Source organism: Chryseobacterium cupriresistens, assembly GCF_046614675.1.
Taxonomy (GTDB): Bacteria; Bacteroidota; Bacteroidia; order Flavobacteriales; family Weeksellaceae; genus Chryseobacterium; species Chryseobacterium cupriresistens.
In genome coordinates this window covers 174,610-201,486 of sequence record NZ_JBKKJT010000006.1, presented here as the reverse complement: position 1 = coordinate 201,486, position 26,877 = coordinate 174,610, and the positions used below count along the sequence as shown (strand labels likewise).

General features: G+C 36.6%; 20 protein-coding genes. 12 read left to right on the top strand and 8 right to left on the bottom strand.

Translation table 11 applies throughout. The annotated features are described in order from the left end of the window. Positions 1–169: 169 nt before the first annotated feature. The 6 genes from recG to ACLI50_RS17420 form a co-directional block, all read right to left on the bottom strand. Positions 170–2,257, bottom strand: a complete 2,088-nt coding sequence (gene recG, locus ACLI50_RS17445; protein ID WP_202843505.1) for an ATP-dependent DNA helicase RecG — start codon at positions 2,255–2,257, stop codon at positions 170–172. 167 nt (positions 2,258–2,424) lie between these two features. Then, the gene (locus ACLI50_RS17440) at positions 2,425–2,958 is read right to left on the bottom strand and encodes a thioredoxin family protein (RefSeq protein WP_202843502.1); all 534 of its coding nucleotides are present in this window, start codon (positions 2,956–2,958) and stop codon (positions 2,425–2,427) included. A 41-nt stretch (positions 2,959–2,999) separates the two neighbouring features. Beyond that, the gene (locus tag ACLI50_RS17435) at positions 3,000–4,511 is read right to left on the bottom strand and encodes a peptide MFS transporter (protein ID WP_343641814.1); all 1,512 of its coding nucleotides are present in this window, start codon (positions 4,509–4,511) and stop codon (positions 3,000–3,002) included. Between the two features lie 23 nt (positions 4,512–4,534). Further along, positions 4,535–5,527, bottom strand: coding sequence for a PDDEXK nuclease domain-containing protein (locus ACLI50_RS17430; protein WP_202843498.1), 993 nt, complete (start codon positions 5,525–5,527; stop codon positions 4,535–4,537). 58 nt (positions 5,528–5,585) lie between these two features. Then, positions 5,586–7,340 carry a peptide MFS transporter gene (locus ACLI50_RS17425; RefSeq protein WP_343641818.1) on the bottom strand — a complete coding sequence of 585 codons (1,755 nt, stop codon included), beginning with the start codon at positions 7,338–7,340 and terminating at the stop codon, positions 5,586–5,588. Positions 7,341–7,474: 134 nt separating this feature from the next. Next, positions 7,475–9,130: a peptide MFS transporter gene (locus ACLI50_RS17420; RefSeq protein WP_202843490.1), complete on the bottom strand. Its 1,656-nt coding sequence runs from the start codon at positions 9,128–9,130 to the stop codon at positions 7,475–7,477. Between the two features lie 262 nt (positions 9,131–9,392). Between ACLI50_RS17420 and ACLI50_RS17415 the strand changes: the two genes are divergently transcribed. The 3 genes from ACLI50_RS17415 (at position 9,393) to ACLI50_RS17405 (ending at position 12,041) form a co-directional block, all read left to right on the top strand. After that, positions 9,393–9,581 carry a hypothetical protein gene (locus ACLI50_RS17415; protein ID WP_120233440.1) on the top strand — a complete coding sequence of 63 codons (189 nt, stop codon included), beginning with the start codon at positions 9,393–9,395 and terminating at the stop codon, positions 9,579–9,581. 72 nt (positions 9,582–9,653) lie between these two features. Next, a complete protein-coding gene (locus ACLI50_RS17410; protein ID WP_202843488.1) occupies positions 9,654–11,213 on the top strand; it encodes a vitamin K epoxide reductase family protein in 1,560 nt (519 codons plus the stop codon). Between the two features lie 6 nt (positions 11,214–11,219). Further along, positions 11,220–12,041 (top strand): GLPGLI family protein, encoded by an 822-nt coding sequence (locus ACLI50_RS17405; protein ID WP_343643735.1) that lies wholly within the window; start codon positions 11,220–11,222, stop codon positions 12,039–12,041. Between the two features lie 55 nt (positions 12,042–12,096). On the opposite strand, the gene ACLI50_RS17400 is transcribed toward ACLI50_RS17405, so the two are convergent. Further along, positions 12,097–14,226 carry a S9 family peptidase gene (locus ACLI50_RS17400; RefSeq protein ID WP_343643734.1) on the bottom strand — a complete coding sequence of 710 codons (2,130 nt, stop codon included), beginning with the start codon at positions 14,224–14,226 and terminating at the stop codon, positions 12,097–12,099. A gap of 120 nt (positions 14,227–14,346) precedes the next feature. Between ACLI50_RS17400 and ACLI50_RS17395 the strand changes: the two genes are divergently transcribed. From ACLI50_RS17395 to ACLI50_RS17375, 5 genes are all read left to right on the top strand, one after another. Then, positions 14,347–14,820: a hypothetical protein gene (locus tag ACLI50_RS17395; RefSeq protein WP_062675487.1), complete on the top strand. Its 474-nt coding sequence runs from the start codon at positions 14,347–14,349 to the stop codon at positions 14,818–14,820. 14 nt (positions 14,821–14,834) lie between these two features. After that, entirely contained in the window at positions 14,835–15,023 is a 189-nt protein-coding gene (locus tag ACLI50_RS17390; protein ID WP_202843477.1) for a DUF6496 domain-containing protein, read from the top strand. A 430-nt stretch (positions 15,024–15,453) separates the two neighbouring features. Further along, positions 15,454–17,049 (top strand): sulfatase, encoded by a 1,596-nt coding sequence (locus ACLI50_RS17385; protein WP_395972542.1) that lies wholly within the window; start codon positions 15,454–15,456, stop codon positions 17,047–17,049. 16 nt (positions 17,050–17,065) lie between these two features. After that, on the top strand, positions 17,066–18,676 hold the full coding sequence (locus ACLI50_RS17380) for a sulfatase (protein ID WP_411414306.1): 1,611 nt from the start codon (positions 17,066–17,068) through the stop codon (positions 18,674–18,676). A 42-nt stretch (positions 18,677–18,718) separates the two neighbouring features. Then, positions 18,719–19,816 carry a formylglycine-generating enzyme family protein gene (locus ACLI50_RS17375; protein WP_238349700.1) on the top strand — a complete coding sequence of 366 codons (1,098 nt, stop codon included), beginning with the start codon at positions 18,719–18,721 and terminating at the stop codon, positions 19,814–19,816. A 2-nt stretch (positions 19,817–19,818) separates the two neighbouring features. Here ACLI50_RS17375 and glgP read toward each other — a convergent pair whose 3' ends face one another. Then, on the bottom strand, positions 19,819–21,483 hold the full coding sequence (gene glgP / locus ACLI50_RS17370; protein WP_202843469.1) for an alpha-glucan family phosphorylase: 1,665 nt from the start codon (positions 21,481–21,483) through the stop codon (positions 19,819–19,821). 203 nt (positions 21,484–21,686) lie between these two features. On the opposite strand from glgP, the gene ACLI50_RS17365 reads away from it, so the two are divergent. The 4 genes from ACLI50_RS17365 to mtaB all read left to right on the top strand — a co-directional run bounded on the left by ACLI50_RS17365 (position 21,687) and on the right by mtaB (position 26,868). Beyond that, positions 21,687–22,484, top strand: a complete 798-nt coding sequence (locus ACLI50_RS17365) for a hypothetical protein (protein WP_202843467.1) — start codon at positions 21,687–21,689, stop codon at positions 22,482–22,484. A 193-nt stretch (positions 22,485–22,677) separates the two neighbouring features. Next, the gene (locus ACLI50_RS17360; RefSeq protein WP_411414305.1) at positions 22,678–24,780 is read left to right on the top strand and encodes a T9SS type B sorting domain-containing protein; all 2,103 of its coding nucleotides are present in this window, start codon (positions 22,678–22,680) and stop codon (positions 24,778–24,780) included. Between the two features lie 84 nt (positions 24,781–24,864). After that, positions 24,865–25,455, top strand: a complete 591-nt coding sequence (locus ACLI50_RS17355; protein ID WP_411414304.1) for a DUF1572 family protein — start codon at positions 24,865–24,867, stop codon at positions 25,453–25,455. A gap of 66 nt (positions 25,456–25,521) precedes the next feature. Next, positions 25,522–26,868: a tRNA (N(6)-L-threonylcarbamoyladenosine(37)-C(2))-methylthiotransferase MtaB gene (gene mtaB / locus ACLI50_RS17350; protein ID WP_202843462.1), complete on the top strand. Its 1,347-nt coding sequence runs from the start codon at positions 25,522–25,524 to the stop codon at positions 26,866–26,868. Positions 26,869–26,877: the final 9 nt, after the last annotated feature.

Sequence of the window (26,877 nt, the reverse complement as noted above, 5' to 3'; positions counted from 1 at the left end):
AGTTATGGTTTTAGCTCATTATTATATTGTTATATAAATATTTTCACACCACATCACAAAATATTAAACCTGAACTATTAAAATAAATTTTTTTGGACATACCAAAAAGTAATTTCTTCTAAATAACAGTTTTATAAGGGGGCCGCAGGAAATTTTTTCTGCGGTTTTTTTATGATATTTTACTCCACTTGTTTTTTCCTTTGTAGTATCTGATATAATAATTTTTGATGATCAGATTGTCAGGTCTTGAAAGCATAGGATCAGCTTCCAGTATTCTTTCTACCGTATTTTTTGTTGTTTTGATGATCGCCGAGTCATTAATAAGATCCAGTCTTTTAAAATCTACCACACCACTTTGCTGGGTTCCCAGTATATCTCCGGGCCCGCGAAGCTGCATATCTACCTCAGAAATTTTAAAACCATCATTGGTTTCAGTCATTGTTTTAATACGTGTTCGGCTTTCTTTTGATAATTTATCGGAAGTCATCAGGATACAGTAACTTTGTTCAGCACCTCTTCCTACACGTCCTCTGAGCTGGTGAAGCTGTGATAGTCCGAACCTTTCAGAACTTTCAATCACCATTACCGAAGCATTCGGAACATTTACCCCAACTTCAATTACTGTGGTTGCAACCATTATTTCAGCTTTTCCTGAAGCAAAATAAGCCATGGCAGCATCTTTTTCATCCGGTTTCATTTTCCCGTGAAGCATAGTGACATTATATTCTGAAAAATAATCCATCACATGCTCCAAACCTTCCATAAGGTTTTTATAATCCAGCGTTTCTGATTCTTCGATGAGAGGATATACGAAATAAACCTGTCTTCCTTTTTTTATTTCATCTTTACAAAAGTTATATACATACAGTCTGTCTTTTTCCCGGCGGTGGGCTGTAATAATAGGCTTTCTTCCCACAGGCATTTCATCAATTACCGAAACATCCAGATCAGAATAAAAACTCATGGCCAGAGTTCTTGGAATTGGTGTGGCGGTCATCACCAGAATATGAGGCGGAATCTTATTTTTAGCCCAGAGTTTAGCCCTTTGAGCAACTCCGAATCTATGCTGCTCATCAATAATGGCTAATCCCAGATTTTTAAATTTAACTTTATCTTCTAAAACGGCATGAGTTCCTACCAAAATAGAAAGTGTACCACTTTCCAGTTCTTCATGGATAATTCTTCTTTCTGCTGCTTTGGTAGAACCTGTGAGGAGGCGGATATTGATTCCTGTTTTTTCCAACAGCTCTTTGATACCATTGTAATGCTGCTGGGCAAGAATCTCCGTTGGAGCCATCAGGCAGCTCTGAAACCCATTGTCCATTGCGATAAGCATGGTAAGAAGGGCAACCATTGTTTTTCCTGATCCTACATCTCCCTGTAAAAGCCTGTTCATCTGAATCGGCCTTTTCATATCCATACGAATTTCCTTTAAAACTCTTTTTTGTGCATTGGTAAGCTCAAAAGGAAGATGGTTTTCATAAAAATCATTGAAGTGATCTCCAATAATAGGGAAAGGATTACCGTGGGATTGTGTTTTATGATGAAGCTTCTTTAAACCGTATCCTAACTGAAAGAAAAATGATTCTTCAAATTTCAGTCTGTAATCTGCTTTATCAAAATGCTCCTGATCTTTTGGAAAATGTACATTCAGAAAAGCATGCTGCCTGGACATGAATTTAAAGGTTTTCATCAGATATTCCGGAAAATTTTCTTCAATAAGACTCGGAATCTCTCTGCAGATATTTCTTAAAACATTCTGGAAAAATCGTTGGTTTAATCCTCTTTTGGTTAGTTTTTCAGAACTTGGATAAATAGGTTTAAGGCGGGTGTCACCCTCTTTTTTTTCTTCCGCTTCAATTTCCGGATGCGGCATGGAAAACTGGCGGTTGAAAACATTAATCTTTCCGAAGATATAAACTTCCCTGTTGATGGGAAGCTGTTCTTTCAACCACTTGGAATATTGAAACCAAACCAGATCTATACTACCTGTTTCATCATTGAACTTTGCAGATAATCGCTTGGTTTTACCGGTCTGAATTTCCTGTACCTGAGTAATTCTACCCTTCAGCTGTATTTCCTGACTGGTCTCTTCTCTAAGCTGAGAAACAGTATAGATTTTACTTTTGTCCAGATAACGGATAGGGTAGAAATTCAACATATCTTCCACAGTAGATAAGCCCAACACACTTTTGATGAGTTTGGCTCTTTCCGGACCTATTCCTTTTACATATTCTATGGAGGTTTCGAGATTCATTGTCAGGTTTCAGGATACTGTTTTTCGAACTTTTTGATTCTTATTTCGGATAATAAAAATAAAGGTCCGAATTTCGGTAAAATAAAAAAGACTTCCAAAAAAATTGGAAGTCTCTATAATGAATTTTTTAGCATTGAAACAGAAAATCGGTGTTTCAAAGTTCTGAATTAATTTTTGATTTTAGATTTGAATTTTTTCTGGTAATCCTCCCATTGTTCTCTGGTCTTAATCTTTTTAAACAGATCTTTGGAAATCAGTTCCAGATAAGGTTCCAGTTCTTTGGCAGACAATTCTCCCTGAAGAATGGTGATGGGATCGCCATGCTCATCCAGAAATACTGTACTTGGAACGGCTCCTACATTCATATACTGGGTAAACTCATGCAGAGAATTTTTTCCCTTTCTATGTTCAGTATTGGGATTGGAAAATGTTCTTCCGAAAATTTCAATGCTCTTTTTTTCTTCTGCATTAAACTTTACAGGATAATAATTCTCATTTAATATCTGAGCCAGTACAGGGTGGCCGTACGTTTTTTTATCCATGATTTTGCATGGACCACACCAGTCTGCGTAGAAATCAATTAATATTTTTTTGGGACTTTCCTTTTGGGCTTTTAAAGCTTCTTCAATGGTCATCCACTTTACTTGTGCAAAACTAAAATTTAATAAAAATAAGAGTGTTATGCTTAAAATTTTCTTCATATTGTGATATTTGGATAAAAATAAGCATGATTACTTATTTTTTATTTTACATCTTGCATTAATTTTTTCACGTACGGAGATATCAAAATTAATACCACTCCGGCAATTACCGCATATAATCCTAATTGTTTATATCCATCGGTATAAGTGATCAATTCATCATAGTTGGTAGAACCTTCTTTGGCTGTGGCAAGACTGGCCCCAATAATTCCTGCAACATACTGCCCATACGCTGATGCAAGAAACCACATTCCCATCATCATTCCCTGAAGATTCTTGGTAGAAAGCTTGGTCATGATGGATAAACCGATAGGAGAAAGGCATAATTCCCCAAGGGTAATGATAAGCAATGCCAGTGTGAAGAAGTTCAGTGAAGTGATTCCCTGAAGGTCTGCGAAGAGGCGCGTTGCAAATAAAACATAATATCCTAATCCTAAGAAAATAAATCCTAATCCGAATTTGATAATCGTGTTGGGTTCAATTTTTCTTTTGTTCAGCCAGATCCATAGAAGTCCGATCAATGGGGCAAGAAAAATAATGAAGAAAGCTCCTCCTGAGTTATTCACTCCATTTGGGTCTAATCCAAAAAGATCTTTATTCAGGTTTTTAGCTGCGAAAATGCTCAAAGAACCTCCGCTTTGCTCATAGATTCCCCAGAATATGATTGAAAATATAATGAAAACCAAAGCTGCCCAAAGTTTTTTACGTTCAGATGCCGTTACTTTAGACATTTCATAGAACAGATAGATTAAAGTTAAAGGTCCGATGGTCCACATAAAATAATCTGTATACTCAGTCTTGGCTACCATGGTCATGATGATGGGTACAAAAACCAATGACAAAACATATACTCCGTATTCTTTCCATTTTGGAATTGGAGCTGCTTTTACCTCTGCTAAAGGGTGTCCCGGCTGTAAACCGATAGTTCCTAGTGTTCTCTGTGTAAATACAAAATTAATTAAGCTTACAACCATTACTATTGCAGCAAGACCAAAAGCAATATGCCACCTCATTTCTTCTGCAATAATGTTGCTTAAGAATTCTCCTTTACCAATGGCAATACATAAATAACCGCCTAGCAATGCTCCGAGATTAATTCCTGCATAAAAAAGTGAGAATCCGGCATCTGCTCTTGAATCATTAGGTTTGTAAAGCTGTCCTACCATAGATGAAATATTAGGTTTGAAGAAACCTGTTCCTACGACAGTGAAAGCTATTCCTAAGAAAAAGAATTTATGGGGATCGGTAGCCAGGATTAAACTTCCTACGATCATTAGCAGCCCGCCCCAGAACAGGGATTTTCGGAATCCTAAAATTTTATCAGCAAAAAGACCTCCCACAAAGGTAAAGGCATATACAAAGGCCTGAGTGGCACCGTATTGAAGGTTGGCTTCTTTTTCATGGAAATTAAGCTGTGAGATCATGAAGAAGACCAGCATTCCACGCATTCCGTAGAAACAGAAACGTTCCCACATTTCAGAGAAAAACAGGCTCCAGATTTGTCTGGGATATTTTCCTTTGAAATTTTGTATTTCATCTAAAGTTAAGCTCATAATGATATATGATTAAGTTCTAATTAAGGGTTTTTATTTTCCTGATCCAGTTCAAAACGGATTCTGTCCTGGTCAATAATTTGTTTTAATTCTTCTTCTTTTGGGAGGTACAGCAGGTATTTGCTGGCAAATAAATTGTTTTTATCATTCAAAACGGAGTATTTTACAATGGTCTCATCTTTTTCTGAACATAATAAAATTCCGATGGTCGGATTATCACCTTCACCGCGTTTCAGATCATCATACATTCTTACATACATATCAATCTGTCCGATATCCTGATGAGAGAGTTCGCCGGTTTTCAAGTCAATGATGACAAAGCATTTTAAAATGTAATTATAGAAGACAAGGTCGATATAAAAATCCGATGTATCTGTTGAAATATGTTGTTGTCTGGCTACAAAAGCGAATCCTTTCCCAAATTCAAGCAAAAACTTTTGAATATGGTCAATAATGGCTGTTTCAATTTCTTTTTCAGAAAATTGTTCATCAGCTTTTAGACCGAGAAACTCAAAAATATAAGGATCTTTTAAAACACTGTGAATAGTTTCCGGAGAAGATTTTTTATGTTCTAAAACGCGTTCATAAGCAAGGGAATTGATTTGTCTTTTAAGATCTCTGTAATTCCAGTTATTTTGAACGGATTCATTGATATAGTAATTCATTTTATCAGCATTGTCAAGCCTTATCAGTAATCTGTAATGGGTCCAGCTCAATTCGTGACGCAATGCGTCACATATTGGAAATGCATGATAAAAAGAGCGCATGTTTCTTAAGTTACTTTCATCAAATCCTTTTCCAAATTCTAAGGTAAGTTTCTGAGAAAGTTTTTTCAGCGTATATTTTCCGTATTCTGCGCGTTCTTTTCCTTGTTGTTCATCTTCAACAATCAATTTTCCAATCTGCCAGTAAGTGAGCAGTAGAGTAGAATTCGCTATACGAAACACTTTTTCGCGCGACTGCCTAATGATTTCCTTTACGGATTGGAATAAAGAATCTTCGGAAATTTCCATCATACGAAAATAAAAAAAACCTCTGACTTGGCAGAGGTTTTATGATATTTTGTTGATACAATTAGTTTACACCATGCATCATTTTCTTTAAGATAGGTGAAATTAATCCTAAAATTACAGCAGCAATCCCACAAAGTACTACGAATACCATGAAGAATTCAAATAAGTTATGGATTTCGAATCCTACAAAAGTAGGGTTGTGTAATGGTAACTGAGCTTTATCAAAAGCAGCTACCTGATCCGCTGTCAGGGTTACTTTTTTATCCAAAACATCCTGTAGATTAACACCCATTTCTTCAGCTTTCTTGAATTTATCACCTGTTGCAGGGATAAGTGCTCCCAATGAACCGGCTAATGCATAACCGGCAGCGTTAGAAATAAAGAAAACACCATATAGTAATGAAGCAAATCTTTTCGGAGCCAGCTTACCAACCAATGATAAACCAATTGGAGAAAGACAAAGCTCACCACATGTCTGGATGAAGTATAGTAGCATTAACCATTTGATGGCTAATAAACCTGAGTTTCCAAGATCTTTTACATTGTGTGCAATGATGAAATAAGAAAGAGCGATCAAAGCTAATCCCATTGCCTGTTTGAACGGAGATACCGGTTCTTTTCCTTTAGCTCTTAATTTATCCCAGATTAAACTGAAAGGAACTGCCAGAATAACAACGAAGATTCCGTTGAAGATCTGAACCATTGAAGGCGGCATATTCCATCCTAAAATGTTTCTGTCTGTTTGGTTATCTGCAATAAATGTTAATGAAGATCCTGCCTGTTCGAACGCAGCCCAGAAGAAAATAATAAAGAATGATACGATATAAATTACCCAGATTCTCTGTCTTTCAACTTTATTTTCAGCAGAAGACATAATTAAGAAGGCAAGAGAAATACCAGCTGAATAGATGAATGGATAAATGATTCCTTTAATCAATTGCCCCATTTCTACAGAATTGAATCCAAACTCACCTACAAGAAGATATCTGAAAAGGAAGAATAAAACTACAAATATTCCACCAGTGATTCCTAAAGCCTGGCCAGAGAATTTAGCAGTCTGCGTTTCTCCTTCTTCAAAGTCAGCACTTGTATTGTTTTTCGGTAATCCTCCGATAGGTCTTCCTTCCGGAGTTACTACATATTTGTTTTTAAGGATAAAGAATGTTACCGTTCCGATTACCATGGCAATAGAAGCTGCCAGGAATCCCCATTTGAAAGCGAAGATATCTCTTACTCCTGTTGCTGCATCTTTTACGTCTCCTACGTATGGACAGATGAACTGACCAAGGAAAGCCCCGATGTTGATCCCCATGTAGAAAATAGTGAAGGCAGAATCCAGTTTAGACTTTTCCTGTTTTGGATAAAGGCTTCCCACCATTGAAGAAATATTCGGTTTGAAGAATCCGTTACCAAAAATGATCACGAATAATGCCAGCCACATGATAAGTTTGGCACTACCAATATCCGCTGAAAAAGTTGAGGCACTGATGAATAATAAGAACTGGCCAATAGCCATTAACGATCCACCAATGATGATCGCATATCTGTTTCCGATATATTTATCAGCAATAAATCCTCCCAAAAGAGGTGTTAAATAACATAAAGCTAGAAATCCACCATAGATGATCGCTGCATCAGCTTCTTTTATCAATAAGGAATTTACCATGAAGAGCGTCAAAAGAGCTCTCATTCCATAAAAGTTGAAACGCTCCCACATTTCTGTTCCGAAAAGAACCCATAATCCTTTAGGATGCCTGGAATTCTTATTCTCTACAAATTCATCCGGTTTCGGACTCAATGCTTCAATATTATCCATTTCTATTGTTAATTTTTGTTAAGACTGACAAATATAGTTTATTTTGGGTTTTTGGCAAGGTTTTAATTTTATTTTTAAATAAAAAAGCTGCGGGACTATTCCGCAGCTTAGTTATCTTTATCATATTGAGCATTTTAATGCCCTTTTTCTGTCATAATCTTATTCAGCCTTTTTAACATAGAAAGACCTAAAAGTGTAGCAAATATTAACAAAGCGAAATTAACAAGGAAATAATTCGTTTTGTTTTCATAATTGTACCATGTACTTGCCAGGATTCCTGAAAGCTTATTTCCCACAGAGTTGGCCAGGAAAAATCCTCCCATCATCAATGCTGTAATCCTTGCAGGAGAAAGTTTGGAAACAAAAGAAAGCCCCATTGGAGACAGGCACAGCTCACCGATAGTAATGACTCCGTAGCTGGCAACCAGCCATAGAGGAGATACTTTTACAGCGCCATTGTCTCCGGCCATTACGGCTAACACCATGACAAGGCAGGAAAGTCCTGAAATAAATAAACCTAAAACGATCTTGGTAGGCGTTAATGGTTCTTTTCCTTTTCTTCTCAACAATGCCCAGAATCCTACAATAACCGGAGTTAGCGCAATAACCCAGAACGGATTGATAGACTGAAACAGTTCTGTATTGTACAGATAAACTTTGTTTTCAGGGTTTTTCTCAAGAGTCGCACGCTGCTCTGGGGATATGTTTTTAAAGTATACATCTTTTCCCATTTCTTTTTTAGTCTCCCCATTATCATCTTTCTGAGAACGGAACTGATTATCATAGACAGGAGTTTCTTTGTCTTCATAGCTCTTCCCATCTACCATATAGATACCTTCCAATGGCTTTTCAAGAGAAGCAGGAACACTTCTGTCCGTGTAATAATTAGCCCATCTTGTCAATGCTGTACCGTTTTGTTTGAAAACCGCCCAGAAGAACATACTGATCAGGAATACAGAAAGTAATGCTCCGATAGAGGCTTTTTCATCAGGTTTAGCCTTAAAGTAGAGGGATGCATAGAAATAAATAACAGGTACACACGCAAAAATAAAGGCATCCGTACTGTCACTTCCAAAAATATTATCAGGGATAAACCAACCTATTGCTCCGGCAACGATAGCAGGAACAAATACTTTGATCAGAATCTCTGAAAGTTTTGTATCACCTTCCTGTACAGGTTTCATCTGTGCAGCATGAATGTAATGCTTTCTTCCGATGGTAAAAATAACCATTCCGATAAGCATTCCTACACCCGCAGTGATAAAAGCTTCACCCCAACCGAATTTATTACGCATGAAAGCGGCAATAATATTACAGATAAATGCCCCGATATTGATTCCCATATAGAAAATATTATACCCAGAGTCTTTATTAGCTTTATAAGGTTCTTCTGAATAAAGGTTTCCTAATAATGTGGAAATAGTAGGCTTAAAGAAACCGTTTCCAATAATAATTAATGCCAGAGAGGTATAAAACAGGGGTAAATCTTTAAAAACTCCCATACCTATATATCCTGCAGCCATTAAAAAACCTCCAAGATAAATAGATTTGATATATCCTAACACTCTGTCTGCCAGGAATCCTCCAATAAAGGGAGTCAGATAAGTTAAAGCAATATAAGTTCCGAAAATGTCATCAGCAGTTTTATCCGGAAGTCCAAGTCCGCCTTTCATGCCCGTAGGCTCAATAACATATAGAACAAAGATTCCAAGAATCAGGTAATACCCGAAACGCTCCCACATTTCTGTAAAGAATAGATAGGGCAGCCCTTTAGGATGTTTAGTCTTCATATAATCAATTTTCAAATTTCCCAAAAATAGCTTTTTAATTTTAATTGATAAAATAAATAATAGCTGCGTAAATGATTAATGAAATAAATAAGAAAAATGAATGTGCAGACAGGTTTTCTTTATTTAAAAACTTGTACATATTTCACAAATTAAAATACAATGAATAAACATAAAATATGCATATGTATTTCCTTTGTGAGTGATATTTGTTTTCTATTTTCGCCTATGTCAATAGTGACACGTAATTAAAAAAACATTTATTATGAAAAAGATCAATTTAAAAAAGATGAAAGGAAGTTTATCCCGAAATGAGTTGAAAACCATTAAAGGGGGATTAAGAGAGGAAGATCCTATTTCGGATGCAGGATGTGCATGTACCAATGCAGCATGTGCAAATACTCATAATGGGAATGGTGATTCGTATTGCAACGGTACTTTTTGTTGTGGGTAATTAAAGTAAATCTTTTAAAATGGCAACAGGAAACTGTTGCTATTTTTTTTAAATACAAAAAGTTATAGTAAAATGACACGCAAAAGCTATACTGCTGTTATCAATTACCTGGATGATAATAAAATACATATTGATAAGGATGAGTTTGAACTTCAATTGGAAGGGCATCCCAATTTTCCAAGCCTTCTGGCATTTTCTGATGCTTTACATTTTTTCAATATTGAAAATTACAGTTACAGAATTGATAATGATGAAAAAGATATTTTACCTGAGGATTTTCTGGCTTTAGTAAAAGGAGAATTGGCAGTGGTGAATAATATAGGTGATAAAATAACAGTCAATGGTTCTCAAACGGAAGATTTTTTTTCAGAATGGGAAAATATAATACTTATTATAGAAAAGCCTGAGGAGCAGTTCAATACAAAATCAAAACTAGATTATACATACATTAACTGGGGAATTGTAACGCTGCTGTTTCTGTTCCTTTTCGTTTATGATGATTCCAATCTGGTTTTGAAACTGATCTTTGCGGCTACAGGACTTATCGGATTCATATTTGCCCGTGAAGCCTACAAAAAAACGCATGGGAAAGGAACATTCATACCGGTTGGAGTATGTAAAAGCAATTATCTGAATACGGATTGTGACCTGGTTTTTAATTCGAAAAAATGGAAGATTTTTAATAAAATAGATTTATCTGAGATTTCACTGCTGTTTTTTACCAGTCAGATCGTGTGTTTTATTTTATTGAGTCTGATAAAAAATATTGAATTCTTTTTTGAGATCTATCAATATGGATTATTTGCATTCATACCCGTTGCTTTCTTATCCTTATTCTATCAGGTATTTGTTGTTAAAAAGTATTGTCCTGTCTGCATGGTAATCATAACCTCAGTATGTATTCAGCTGGTGGCTGCCAATCTTATCTCATTTACCAGTAAAAAACCGGACATAACTGTTGTTCTGTTTCTAATAGGAAGTTTAGGTTCGCTCATTGTTTTGATGAATTTTAGGATAAAAAATAAGAAGGGACAGAAAGATGAAAATACCCTAAAAAGAAATCTGAAATTCAGGAGAAACTATCAGTTTTTCAAAAATAATTTGTCTTTACAGAAAAAAGTTGAGAATAAAGATTTTTCGAACGCTTTTGTGTTTGGAAATGAAAAAGCAGATCAAACTTTAACCTTTATTACCAATCCTTTTTGTAAACATTGCAAAGAATTTTATCCTGTTTTTCTAAAGCTGGTAAAAAAGTATTCTAATGATTTGAGAATCAATATTTTCTTTGATATAGATCTTAGCAGGGATGATCTGGATAATAGAACGGTTCATGTGAATCTTACCAATATTTATATCAATAGCGAAAATAAAATAGAATTTCTGGAAGCGTTGAGCAGCTGGTATGATGTTCAGGGCTATAATGAAGACAAAAGTGGCTGGTATCATAAGTATTCTAAATATTTTGGAAGTTCAGAGAATGCACTTGCATTATTAAAAGGACATGAAGAATGGGTAAGCAGCAATGGGGTGCATTTTACACCCAATATCTTTATTAATGACACGGAATACCCGGTTCAGTATGAAAGAGCAGATCTGGAGTTCTTTATCCCGGAATTATTATCTGAAAATTAAATTATTATGAAAAACTTATTATTTATATTGCTGGGAACATGCATGATGTTTGCTCAGAACAACAGGTTCATCTATGAGGTAAAATATAAGAAAGATTCGACCTCAAAAGATATCACCAGGGAAAATTATTATCTGGATATCACAAAAGAGGATATAGCGTATTATAACAGGTTGAATTATATTAATGATTCAATATTTACTGCTACCGGACAATATATACCTGGCAGGCTGACTTCATTTCTCATCAAAAAGAACAATAGCAATACTTATCAGAACTATGAATATATCGGGGATGTGAATTTTTATAAAATGTCTGAGGAACCAAGGCAACAGTGGACTATTACAGACAGCATAAAAATATCTGATCACCTTTCGCTTCAAAAGGCGACCACCAAATTTGGAGGAAGAAACTGGATCGCATGGTTTACTAAAGATATTCCAATGCCCTACGGACCTTATAAATTTAATGGTTTACCTGGTTTAATCATGGAGCTATATGATTCAAAAAAAGCTTATTATTTTAAAGTAATCAAAAGTGAAATGATTCCGGATGATTATCAGCGTAATTCATTAAATGCCTCTATATCCAGAGCAATTCCCGTTACCCAGAAGGATTTAAATAAACTAAGGCTGGACCTCTATTCCAATCCCTTTAAATATGTCTTGAATGGAAATCTGACCATGCGCGAAGGGCAAAAATTGCAGCTTGATGATGGTACAATTCTCTCCAAAGAACAGCTGAAACCCGCAGAAGCCAACGAAAGAAAAAAGTTAAAAGCCTTTAATAATCCTATAGAACTGGATAAAGCGGTGAAATACCCTAAATAATAAAAATCCCTTTCAGAATTTCTGAAAGGGATTTTTTATGAGTTATAATTGAATATTATAGATTATTCAGGATGAAATCCGTCATTTTCTGGTATAACTGAGGTCTTGTTTGTCCACCGTAAATTCCATGGTTTTTGTCCGGATAAGCCATGAAATCAAACTGTTTTTTGTTTTGAATCAAAGCTTCAGAGAACTCCATAGAATTCTGGAAGTGAACGTTATCATCAGCCGTTCCGTGAATCAGAAGGAATTTTCCCTTCAACAGATTAGCATATTCCGTAGGAGAATTTTTATCATATCCATCCGGGTTTTCCTGAGGTGTTCTCATAAATCTTTCTGTGTATACAGAGTCGTAATATCTCCAGTTGGTTACCGGTGCTACAGCAATTCCTACTTTGAAGACATCAGCTCCTTTCGTCATGGCTAAACTGGTCATATAACCACCGAAGCTCCATCCGAACATTCCGATTCTGCTTTTATCAATATAAGATTGGCTTCCGAACCACTTGGCTGCTGTGATCTGATCTTCAATCTCATATTTTCCTAAATTCATATAAGTTACTTTCTTATATTTTGCTCCTTTATAGCCTGTTCCACGGCCGTCTACACAAGCAACAATATATCCTTTTTGTACAAGATGATTGAACCAAATAGCATTTCCGTTATCCCATGAGTTGGCTACCTGCTGAGATCCCGGGCCTGAATACTGGAACATAAACAGCGGATATTTTTTATTAGGATCGAAATTTTTAGGCTTCATAATCCAGGCATTCATCTGATCACCTACAGCGTTTGGAATCGTAATGAATTCTTTTTCAACAAAATTATCAGCTTTTAGTTTCTGTAACTGGTCATTGTTGTTCTGAAGCTCTTTTACTGCTTTTCCATTACCGTCTTTTAAAACATAGGTATAAGGTTTAGCTGCTGTAGAAGATGTTTCAATGAAATAATTATAGTTTTTACTGAAGTTTGCGGAGTTGTTTCCTTCTGCATTAGAGATCAGCTGGGTCTTTCCGTTTTCAATATTGACTTTGGAAATGACTTTATTGATACTTCCTTTTTCAGTAGTCTGAACATAAATTTCTTTGGACTTTGGATTAAACCCATAATAATCGGTTACCTCCCAGTTTCCTTTTGTGATCTGTTTTTTCAACTTACCATCTTTGTCATACCAGTACAGGTGACGGTTCCCGTCTCTCTCAGAAGCCCAAAGGAAGGAATCATCTTCAAGGAATTCAAGAGTAGGGCTGTCTGTATCTACCCATTTTTCATCTGTTTCTGTAAATAACTTCTGAACTGCTCCGGTTTTTGTGTTCACTTTTAAAATATCAGAAGCATTTTGTATCCTTTCAGAAGTGATCAGAACCATTTCGTCCGGCTTTGCAGTCTGAAATACATTCGGGATGTAATAATTTTTGAAAGAACCCAGGTTCAGCTGCATTGTTTTCCCGTTATCAAGACGGTATAGCTGTGCTGAAACTACGGAGTTTTTCTCACCTGCTTTTGGATATTTATAACGCATTTCTGTAGGATAAAGCGTTTTCCCATAGATAGGAATATAGATTTCCGGAACCTGGCTTTCATCAGACTTCACAAATACGATGGCATCAGAATTTTTTGTCCATTCATATTGTTTTGCATGCCCGAATTCTTCCTCATATACCCAGTCTGCCAAACCATTCAGGATTGAATTCTTTTTACCATCCGTTGTAATCTGTGTGATTTTTCCTGAATTAAGGTCCTGATAAAAAAGATTATTGTCAGAAATAAAGGCCACTTTCGTAGCATCCGGTGAAAACGCAGGCTCCTGAACAGGTTTCCCTTCATTCAGGCTGATTACTTTCCCGGATTTTAAATCTTTTACATCAAATTTCCCCAGAAAAGAATGTCTGTAAATAGGCTGGCTTTCAACCTGTAAAAGAATTTTAGATTCATCATCAGAAAAAATATAGCTTTCAAATTTTCCATCTACAAGATTCCCTTCTTTTTGTGAAGTTTTGTAAGAATATTTTGCAATTCCTGACGGTTCAATGACCAGATAATTTTCTCCGTTTTTCATTGAAGTGATTCCTGCGATCCCTTTTCCACGGTAATATCCTGAGTATATTTTATCTAAAGTGATTTCCTGTGCCGACACATTTTGGAATACCGCCGCAACAGTAAGAGTTAAGAGTAATTTTTTCATTTCTAATAGTAATGGATTTCAAAGATAATAATTTTATTAAATGTATAAAAAAGCTTTTCAAATAAGCTTTTTGGCAAAAAAATTGAATATCATACCTTATAATCAAATCAAATAATAATTATGGAAACGAATGCATACAACCAGAAACTGAACCGTTATGTATTAAACGATCAGATTGTTTATACAGGTTTTTCCAGTTTTAAAGACGCTGAAGAATGTGCTCATAAAAAAGGAGGAACATTAGTGGAAGTAGTTTTTAGAGACGGAAATGATAATCCCGAAATTACTGATGAGGCGGGGTTGATAGAGAAAAAAATTCATTACTATGTGTATGCAGGCGATGAGTATAAATTTATCCATTCCTCAGATCCGGGATTTAGAAAATATGCAGATGAGCTGCAGAAAATAAAAGCAAAACTGCAACAATCTCCACCGGATGAAAGATATTTAGCCAATTTTGAGATTGAAAATGCGGAAGACCCGATTATTGTGATCAAAAACGATCATTTTGAATCGGTAACATCGAGAGAGCGTTCAAAATATTTGAAACATGCCTGTGTTTATGAATTAGGGGTATCCCTGCCAAAATCTTAAAAAAAAATCTGATCATGAGCAAGACTAAATATTCAGAAAAAGCTCAGGACAAAGTAGGAAAGGTAATGCACGAATTCAAGGAAGGAAAATTAAAGTCTTCTTCCGGAAAGAAAGTGACAAGCAGAAAACAAGCCGTAGCCATCGGTATTTCTGAAGCGCGGGAAAAAGGTATGAAAGTACCATCAAAAAAGAAAAATATGTAATTCATCATCCGGAAAGCTCAACTTTCCGGTTTTTTTTTATCTAATTCGAAATTTCGAGATGAAGTGAGATAAATGGAGTACATGGAAAATCAGCTGATTTGTTTTCCTAAACTATAATTTTTTCTATGTTTTGATCATTTTGTGATTTATAAAACGCTGTAAATGTGAATCTTGTGTTATTGATGTATATGTGATGTAGTTTACTTTGCAAGAGTTTATTCTTTTTTGTTGCAAATTCGCATCACATCCATAACTCATTATATCTTATTTCAATACAAAACACAAATGATGAAAAAGAATTCTTAATGTTTTGTGGATGTTAAAGTTTTTCTTTTTTCAATATTTAATCAATAACAGCCTTGGGGATTTTTTCTTTACTATTACGGTGCAACTCACATTCTTACAAGGCTGGTTTTTAAAACTAATTGATATGTTCAGAGTTTCAACTTTAAAATCAGTTTATATTCTTCTATTGATTTTATCATTTACAATAATTGCAGGACAAGCACAAAAAAAGTCCAAACCCAATGTAATTTTTATTGTCGTTGATGACCTGAGGCCGGAACTGGGGATTTATGGTAATTCCATCATTAAAACACCCAATATTGATAAGCTGGCAAGAAGAGGTACAACTTTTACAAACGCATATTGCCAGGTAGCTGTTTGTGCTCCTTCCAGAGCCAGTGCTTTAACAGGTTTGCGGCCGGATTCCACCAAAGTGTGGGTGCTGGGAGAAGAATTTCGTAAAATACATCCTGATGTGGTAACGATTCCACAGCAGTTCGAAAAATTCAATTATCATACAGTATCCATCGGAAAGATTTTTCATAATCACATGCCTGATTCTATCTCTTTCCGCGAGCCGGATCTTCGCCCTGAAGGATATGCCGTTAAAAATATGAGAGACAGAGATCCCGAATCTTTTTATTTCAGTGGTGAACTTAAAGCTGAGCTTGCTGCCAAAAGATTGGAAAGATTAGCCAAAGATCCTAAAAAATATGGGAATGGCTGGGCATACGGACGTTCTGTAGAAGTTGCAGACTGTCCTGATGATTCGCTGTATGACGGAGCTCAGACATCACTTGCTATTCAGACCATCAACCGTATTAAAAATAAAAAGAAACCCTTCTTCATGGCACTGGGGTATTTCAGGCCGCATTTACCTTTTGTAGCTCCCAAAAAGTACTGGGATCTTTATGACCCTATGGAAATACCAATGGCAGATAACAGCTTTATTCCGTTTAATGCACCAAGCATGGCCATGTATAACCAAAGGGAGATGACTGCTTGTTATGATCTTGAATATGTAAAACATCCTGCCTACTTCAGAATGCCGGAAAAAGAAGCCAGAATTCTGAAACATGGGTATTATGCTTCTGTAAGCTATGTTGATGCCTGTATTGGACGACTCGTAGATGAGCTTGAAAAACAAAAATTAATAGATAATACTATTATTGTTTTATGGGGAGACCACGGCTGGAAATTAGGAGAACATAATGCATGGGGTAAGCAGACTAATTATGTAAATGATACCCGGGTTCCTCTTATTGTATATGCACCTGGAATGAAAAATCCGGGAAGTAAGAGCAATGAACTGGTAGAGATGGTAGATCTTTATCCAACCCTTTGTGATCTTGCAGGAATAGAAACTCCTGCTTATCTGCAAGGAACGAGCTTTAAAAAACTTCTGAATGAAAACAGCGTGGAATGGAAAGGAGCCGTATTCAGCCAGTTTCTGCGTCCGGCAGGAGAAGGGATAGACCTTAACAAAAAAAATTATATGGGATATTCAATGGTGACTAAAAATTATCACCTGATAGAGTGGTACTACTGGGATAAAGTAACCCAAAAGCCGGGAGAACTTGTGGCACGGGAACTTTATAATCTTACCTCAGATCCGAAAGAAAATTTCAATATTGCAGTGTATCCCGAAAATAAAGACATCCTTGACAAGCTTTCTGAACAACGTAAAAAAGGATGGAAGGAAGTGAGAAATAAGCTGATAACAAATAAGTCTTATCAATAAAAGAAAATTATACCTCATGAAGAATTTCAACTTTTTAAAAATAGTATTCATTATATTGATTTGTAATTGCATAGCGGTGAGAGGTGTAAGCTTTAATAAGGATAATCCCAAACCTAAAAAAAGTGTAAGATCCGCTATCAAGCAAACAAGACCCAATATCCTGTTTATTCCTATTGATGATTTAAGACCTGAAATGGGCTGCTATGGAAACACTGTTATAAAAACTCCTAATATGGACAAACTTGCAGCAAGAGGAGTTGTTTTTAATAGAGCCTATTGCCAGCAGGCTGTATGCAACCCCTCACGGGCAAGCCTCCTTACAGGTTTGAGACCAGATTCTGTTCGTGTATGGGATCTTCAGACAGATTTCAGGAAAAACCTGCCGGATGTAATCACTCTTCCGCAGGTATTCAAGAATAACGGGTATTATACGGTAGGAATCGGAAAAACCTTTCATAATACTTTACCTGATGATAAGTCCTGGAATGAAGAACTTCATGTAAATGGATACCCTTTTGATCCGGACGCAGTATATCAGCTGGAGAAAAACAAACTGATTCAGAAAGAAAAGGAGCTTGCCCTTGAGAAAATAGGAAAAGGAAAACCGGATGCTTATGGATTTATCTATACAAAGGCTAATTCTGTTGAAATGGCAGACGTTGATGATGATGCCTATTATGATGGAGCGCAAACAACCATGGCCATTCAAAAGTTGAAAGAATTAAAAGGAAAAGATAAGCCTTTCTTTTTTTCAGTAGGTTATTACCGTCCGCATTTACCATTTAACGCTCCTAAAAAATACTGGGACTTGTATAACAGAAACGACATACCTCTTGCGAAAAATCAATTCATACCTGAAAATGCTCCGGAATTTGCCGTACATGGTGATGCTGAACTGAGAGGGTATACGGACAGATCAGACCTGCCTTTACCATCGGAAAAGCCATATGATTTGGAAAAGCAAAAGGAAATTATCCATGCCTACTATGCCTCTGTCTCTTATACAGATGCTCAGATAGGCAGATTGTTAAAAGCTCTGGATGAATTAGGTTTGAGTGAAAATACCATTATTGTATTGTGGGGAGATCATGGCTGGAAACTGGGAGAGCATAACAGCTGGTGCAAACAGAGCAACTATGAGATTGATACCAGAGTACCGCTTATTATCAGTGGGGCAGGAGTGAAAGCAAAAGGAAAATCCAGCAATGCTCTGACAGAGTTCGTAGATATTTATCCTACTTTATGTGATATGAGCGGAATAAAAATTCCCGATTATCTTCAGGGAACGAGTATGAAACCTCTGCTTTCGGATTCTGACCGTAAATGGAAAACAGCAGCCTACAGTCAGTTTTTATTGGGAAGATACGGGGTAAAAGCCAAAGGGGGACAAAATGTAGAAAGAATGGGATATGCCATCCGTACCGACAGGTATCGATATGTAGAATGGTTCGAATGGAATAAAGAGACTGAAAAGCCCGGAGCTTATCTGGCCCGAGAGCTCTATGATCATAAAAATGATCCTGACGAAAATATAAATATTGCTGAAGAAGTTCCTTCTAAAAAAATAGTCAATCAGCTTTCACTTCAGTTGAAAAAAGGATGGAGATACAGTAAACCGAAATCATAAAAAACTGTAAATATTCAGATAAAGATGATGTTTTCCATAAAAATGATAATTTGTACAGGAGTATTAAGTTTGGTATGTTCCTGTAATAAAAATAAAGCCGTAGAACCTGTGGGAAATAAACCCGGGCATACCTGCATGACTATTCCGAAGAGATTAGGGACAACAGATTCTTCTCATATCAGTTTTAATGGAAAAACTTCTCTGGAAGCAATGGTGCTAATCCCCGGAGGAGAGTTTGATATGGGAGGCGATAATAGTCAGGCTGATCCAGATGAATACCCTAAACATAGAGTGAAGGTTTCTCCGTTTTATATGGATATAACAGAAGTGACGAATGCACAGTTCAATAAATTTGTAAATGCTACAGGCTATATCACAACGGCAGAACGTAAACCCGATTGGGACGAATTAAAGAAAAACCTTCCTAAGGGTACTCCAAAACCTCCGGATAGTTTGTTGGTAGCTGCTTCATTGGTGTTTAAACCAACAACCAAGCCTGTGAATCTGAATGATTTCAGCCAATGGTGGAAATGGGTAAAAGGTGCGAGCTGGAAACATCCCCAGGGGCCGGCAAGCAATATTGAAGGGAAAGACAATTATCCCGTAGTACATATAAGCTGGGATGATGCACAGGCATATTGTAAATGGTCCGGTAAACGTTTGCCCACAGAAGCAGAATGGGAATTTGCAGCACGGGGCGGATTAAAAAATAATATCTATCCGTGGGGCAATGAACCCATCAATGAAGGAATTCCTAAAGCAAACAGCTGGGAAGGAAAGTTTCCGTACCTCAATGAAAAGAAAGACGGCTATGGTACCCTTGCCCCTGTACAATCATTTAAAGCCAACGGATATGGATTGTATGATATGGCTGGAAACGTTTGGGAATGGTGCAGCGATTTATACAATTATGATTACTATAAAAAACTGGAAGGCAGACTGGTTTTAAATCCTCAGGGCGCTGACAGATCTTATGACCCTCAGGAACCGTATAGTGTTAAACGCAGTCTTCGGGGAGGAAGCTTTTTATGCAATGATAGTTACTGCAGTGGATACAGGGTGGCCAGACGTATGAAAAGCAGTCCTGATACAAGTCTTGAACATACCGGATTCAGGTGTGTTCAAGACATTGCTCATTAATTCTATTTTTGATTATTATAGAGGATTCTGTAGTATTCATCCGCCATTCTGTCACTGTTGAAATGATCTTTCACATCATCCATTGCATTGTGCTGGATTTTTCTCCATTCATCAGGGCGGTCGTAATAGGTGGGAAGAATTTCATTTTCAAGAATTTCATACAACTTATTTAAATCATAATTATCCTGTTCGTAAATACTCATATTCAGATAATCTGCTTTGGGAACTACGAAAGAGTTGTCTCCATGTTTTGCAAATTCCGGGATCCAGCCGTCATCTGTAGATAAATTGACAGATCCGTTCATGGCAGCCGTCATACCGGAAGTTCCTGAAGCTTCCCTTGGAACCCTTGGGTTATTAAGCCATACATCAGAGCCCTGTTTTAAAGACTTGCTTAAAGAAAGCTCATAACCCGTAAGAACAGCCATATTTTTATGATTTTTACTTTCTTCTACCAGGGTATTGAATGTAGAAATAGCAGAGTAGTCCATTGGGTAAGGTTTTCCTGCCCAGATAATCTGTACCGGATATTTTGGATTGTTCAGAAGTCTGTAGAATCTTTCTTTGTCATGGAGAAGAAGTTCTGCTCTTTTGTAGCCGGCAAATCTTCTTGCCCAGACCATGGTAAAGACATTAGGGTTAAATAAATTTCCTGTCTGATCTGCAACAATGCTGAACAGTTTTTTCTTCAGATATTTCTTACGGAAATCAAAAACAGTTGCGTCGTTTTCATCTTTTGCATTGTATAAAGGTTTATCAGACCAGTATTTAAATTCCTGAGCATTGGTGATAGATGTGATTTCACAGATTCCCGGATATTTATTCCACATGGCTCTGGAAACAACCCCATGAAGCTGGGAAACTCCATTGGCCATTCTTGCCATTCTCAATGCACAAAGAGAATGATTGAAACGGTCATCATCAGATCCTTCAATCTTTTTCACTTCTTCCATGCTGTATCCCGAAAAATAGGACATATCATAACATAATCTGAAGCTGTGCTTTTCATTACCTGCTTCCTCAGGAGTATGAGTGGTGAAAACCAGTTTTTCTTTAACTTTATTCAGATCTCCGTTATATTTTCTCAGGAGATAAAAAGCTGCCGGAAGCCCATGGGCTTCGTTAAGATGGTAAACTTCTCTCTCAATGTTCATTTCATCCAATAGCTTGGCTCCTCCTTTTCCCAATAAAATATATTGAGCAAGTTTTGTAGATTCATTCGCATCATACAGCTTGTGACAGATTGTTTTTGAAACGTGATCATTTTCCGGAACATCTGTAGAAAGGAAAAACATGGGTGCCGTATTGAAGATTTCAGGATCAAGATACCATACTTTTACCCAAACCGGAGCACTGTGGATTTCGATTTGAAATTTTATTCCTGTGTCCTCAAGAAAACTGTACATTTTTCTCGTCCATACAGGTTGTAAAGTCTGATCGTGGTTTCTTGCCTGGTCATAATAACCAAATTTCCATAGGATACCGATTCCAATAAGATCCTGCTTAAGGTTATAGGCACTTCTCATATGAGAGCCTGCCAGAAAGCCAAGTCCTCCCGAATATATTTTAAGTACCTGCTCAAGAGCAAATTCCATTGAGAAATAAACGGCTTTTTTTGAATATTGAGGATTAATCGTGTAAGGTATTCTGAAATTCCTGAAATCCATAAATGTGGGTTTGTGTTTAAAAAGGCAAAGGTATTAATTATGAAAATAAACTTTACATTAATTAATCGATAAATTAATTAAAAACTAAGTGTTGAATTGTTTTTTTGCTTATCTTTAAGAGTGTAAATTTTTGATTATCAAAAACTTTTAATGATGAAAGCCAATGGCTGCATGTGTTCTTTAATTAAATAAAAAAATCACACATGAAAAAGACATTTTCTGATGAAGATCTGATCAAGAATCTGAGTTTATATTACCTGAACAGGCATTTGAAAAAAAAGCCCATAGAGAAGTATCACCGTACCATAGACGAATCTCCGCTGCACGACCGTGAAAAATACAGAAAGAAATCCGAGATTCTTCTTCTCAACTCTTTTATGCATCATTTTCCCGAAGTGAAATTTGAAAACCTTACCTGCGAGAGTCCGGACTTTATCGCCAAACTGAACGACAAAAAAATCGGAATAGAACTGACCGAAGTAATCAACCATCTGGAAATGAAAAAAGTGGAAAGCACTTTAAACAAGATGTTCCGTCAGGCAGAAATATTATTAGAACAGGAAGACACTACGAAATATCGTGGTGTTTATTTTTTAGAATTCCACCCGGCAACCAAATTTGATAATCTGGAAATACAACAGGAAAACGTTATCAGTATTTATAAAAGCATTAAAAAAAATAAGGCTGTAGGCTGTGTAAAAAGTCTGAGAAAATCTTTCCATCGCAGAAATGTATTCATAACCCATGAGTACAGCATGAATCTGTTTGATGAACTGTGCTCCGAAAAGATTCTGGAACTTATTGAAAAGAAGAACGAAAAATTCCCTTATTATGATACGTCAGTAGATGAATGCTGGCTGGTGATTGTTTCCGATATGAATTCTATTGCCTCAAGATATACCTTCATTCAGGATAAGGAACATCTGAAAGAAGTAAAAAGTCCTTTCCATAAAATATTTCACCTGGAAAATCTTTGTGGAAATATTACAAGTATAAAATAAATAGGATGTGTATTTGATTATTTGCTGTATAATTTGATATAATGTGGATTATTTTAAATTATTCTATGTTTTAATTTGTAATAGTGTAAAATTGTTTAGATTTTATTGTTTTTAATTAAAATAAGGTTATATTTGATGTGCGTTGATTATCAATGCAATGTGTAACTGATATAACCATAAAAACATTAAATCTATGAGGAAACTTTTACTTTTCATACTTCTTTGTCTCTCTCATACTTTCTATGCCCAGGCTGACTGTGCTACTGCACTTTCCGTTTGCGGAAATTCAAATATCACGTATAGTCCTACCGGATATGGTAACATAAAGGAACTGGTCAATTCCGGAAGCTGTATAGATTTTACGGGAGAACACAACTCAATCTGGTATAAAATTACAATCGCTACAGGAGGTACACTTACCTTCGACCTTGTCCCGAATAATCCGGATGCCGATTATGACTGGGCGATTTTTGGTCCTAATGTAACCTGTGGAAGTTTAGGATCACCAATCCGTTGTAATGCTGCAACAGTTATCGGACCAGGTCCTGCTACAGGATTGAATATGACAAGCACACTTTTAAGCGCTGCAGGAGGCTCTCTGACTCCTTATTGCAGATATCTTGATGTTTTACCAGGGCAAACCTATTACTTGTTTATTGACAACTGGGTGAGCAGTACCAGTTCCACTACAGCACCGTTTTCTTTAACGTGGGGAGGAACTGCAACACTGGCTTCACCATTTACCGATCCGGCTATTCAGACCCAGCCATTTAATCCTCCCGGAATTCCGGCTGCCAATCCTGCTGACCCAAGAGAAGTTGTCATATGTTCTGCAACAGCTTTATTTGATTTTTCTACATTATCCTCAGGAATTCTTAATGGAAATCAAAACTTTGGGGTAAGTTATCATCTGAGCCAGAATGATGCCTTAACGGGGAATAACCCTATTACAGTTCCTATTACAGTCAATACAACAACGGTCTATTATTACAGTATCAATTATACCGATCCGGCCAATGCATCTAATCCGCTCAACAAATGTAAGCAGGTTGGAACATTTAAATTTAAAAATGGTTCTATCACAGCAACAAACGCAACTTTGACCCAGTGTAACAATAATAATGCAGGGACAGCTTTATTTGATTTAACCACAGCAGATGTTATTGCAAACCCTAATGTTACTAAGAAATATTATCCTACAATGGCGGATCTCAATGCCGGAACCAATGAGATTACCAACCCAATGGCATTTGTCTCTGCAGAAGGAGTTATTTACGTAAAGGTAATATCAGAATTTGGCTGTACTGCAGTGGCACAGATTACGTTGAAATTTTATCCCGTTGTAGTCGTAAATGAAACGACTTTGAGATCATGCTTCATCGAATCCAGTCCAGCCACCGCTTCTTTCAATCTTGTCAATGCTTCAGTAACTGGTCAAACTAATCCGACAAAAAAATATTATCCTTCATTGACAGATGCTGTTAACCAGACCAATGAAATCCTGAATCCCAATAACTACATTGCACCTAATGGCTTTGTGTATATAAGAGTTTCTAATGCTCAGGGTTGTTATAATGTGGCTAAAGTTACTTTAATCGTTATTCCGCCTGTATATTCTGATAAGCTCAAAGATGTGACAATTTGTGCAGAAGACCAGACTACGCTGGATGCAGGACCCGGATTTAAAAGCTACGAGTGGAGTACAGGAGCTACTACGCAAAGCATTAAAGCAGGAATAGGAGTATATTGGGTAAAACTTAAAACAGGAGAATGTGTGACGACACAAACGGTAAAAGTGCTTCCTTCCGAGCAGCCGGTTGTTTCCGGGATTGATATTTCGAACAATACAATCACAGTATCCGTAATAGGTGGAACTCCGGCTTATAAATATTCAATAGATAATATCATCTGGCAGGATTCCAATGTTTTCAATAACCTTTCCAGAGGAGATCATAAAGTATATGTAAAAGATGCCTATGATTGTGATCCGATAGAAATTGGAATCGTTGTACCTAATTTGATTAATGTGATAACCCCTAATGCAGATGGAATAAATGATGTGATCGACTATTCAGCCCTTGCCAACAAACAAAATCTGATCATGAATGTTTTCGATCGTTATGGAAATAAAATTTTCCAGGCAGACCGATCCAACGGCTACAAATGGGATGGAACCCAGGGTGGAAGAAGAGTACCTACAGGGACATACTGGTATTCTATCACATGGAATGAAAATGATAAAAAGAATACGGCCATTAAATATACAGGCTGGGTTCTGGTGAAAAACAGAGAATAATAATAAAACAGATAGAAAAAACCACTTCAATTGAGGTGGTTTTTAGTTTTAAAAATTATTAAATTAGGAAATAAAATAGAAAGAATGAAAGACCTGTTTGTAAAACGTTTTGAATACTATAAATCTCTTGGTGATAAAACCTTTGAACAGTTAACAGATGACCAGATGTTCTGGCAGTATAATGAAGAAAGTAATTCTATTGCTGTGATTGTGAAACATCTTGCAGGAAATATGCTTTCACGATGGACTAATTTCCTTACCGAAGATGGTGAGAAATCCTGGCGTAACCGTGACGGAGAATTTGTCAATACATTTACTACTAAACAACAGGTTCTTGATTTTTGGGAACAGGGTTGGGAATGCTTTTTTGATGCTCTTGATAAAATAAACGAGGAGAATCTCTATTCCACAACGTACATCAGAGGAGAAGCACATCCTGTTATTGATGCCGTTCTTCGTCAATTGGCTCACTATCCTTACCACATCGGACAGATTGTTTATATTGCTAAAATGATAAAAAATGAAGACTGGAGTACACTTTCAATTGCCAGAAACCGATCTCAGGAATTTAATACAGAAATGAAAACCAAATTTTCAGGTCAGGATACAGCTTCCAATTCGTCGCCCGTCTGCTTTCAAAACAGCCCCGAAGTAAGAGATGAATATAAACAATAGATTGAATCAATCTTGAGTTCTTATTAAAATTACTATCTTTGCACCCATAAAATTCAGGAGTAACAAATGTCTACTTTTCACAGAACTGCCGCGTTTCATACACTGGGCTGCAAATTAAACTTTGCAGAAACATCTACTATTGCCCGTCAATTAACAGATGCAGGTTATGATAAGGTAAGCTTTGATGAAAAAGCGAATGTGTATGTTATCAATACATGTTCCGTGACAGAAAATGCTGACCGTGAATGTAAACTTCACGTGAAAAGAGCAATGAAAGCCAATCCGGAAGGACTGGTCGTTATTGTAGGATGCTATGCACAGCTAAAACCTGAAGAAATTTCACAGATTGAAGGAGTGGACCTGGTTTTAGGAGCAAAAGAAAAATTCAATATTCTGAGCTACCTTGATGATTTGGAGAAATCTGAGAATGAAGGCGTAGTGCATTCATGTGAAATTGAAGAAACCGATTTCTTTATCGGAAGTTATTCTATTGGGGACAGAACCAGAGCTTTCCTGAAAGTACAAGACGGCTGTGATTATAAATGTACCTACTGTACCATTCCGTTAGCAAGAGGAATTTCACGTTCTGATACCATCGAAAATGTTCTTAGAAATGCCACGGAGATCGCTGCGAAAGATATCAAAGAAATTGTTCTTACAGGGGTGAATATCGGTGATTATGGTAAAGGAGAATTTGGAAATAAAAAACACGAGCATACTTTCCTTGATCTTATTTCAGAACTGGATAAGGTAGAAGGAATAGAAAGAATCCGTATCTCTTCTATTGAACCCAATCTTTTGAAAGATGAAAGTATTGAACTGGTTTCTAAAAGCAAAAGCTTTGTTCCGCATTTTCACATCCCGTTACAATCCGGAAGCGATGATCTTTTGAAAAGGATGAAACGTCGTTACCTGACCAAACTGTATAATGACAGAGTGAACAAGATCCGCGAGGTAATGCCTGATGCGGCTATCGGAGTAGATGTTATTGTAGGATTCCCGGGAGAAACAGAAGAAAGATTTATGGAAACCTATAATTTCCTTAATGAACTTCCTATCACTTACCTTCACGTATTTACCTATTCTGAAAGAGAAAATACGGAAGCTGCAGCTATGGACGGAGTAGTTCCCGTAGCAGAAAGAAAAAAACGTAATAAAATGCTGAGAATTCTTTCTGAAAAGAAGAAAATGGCATTTTATCAGACCCAATTGGGAAAAACGCTGCCTGTTCTTTGGGAGCACGAAAATAAAGACGGGAAAATGTTCGGCTTCACAGAAAACTATGTGAGAGTCCAGAAAGACTTTGATCCTGCATCCATCAATCAAATTGAATTTCTAAATTTAGAAAAAATCCTGTCAGATGGCACGGTTTCTGTGCAATCTTCTTACCAAAATTTTTTAGCAAAAGCATAGGCTCTTTGC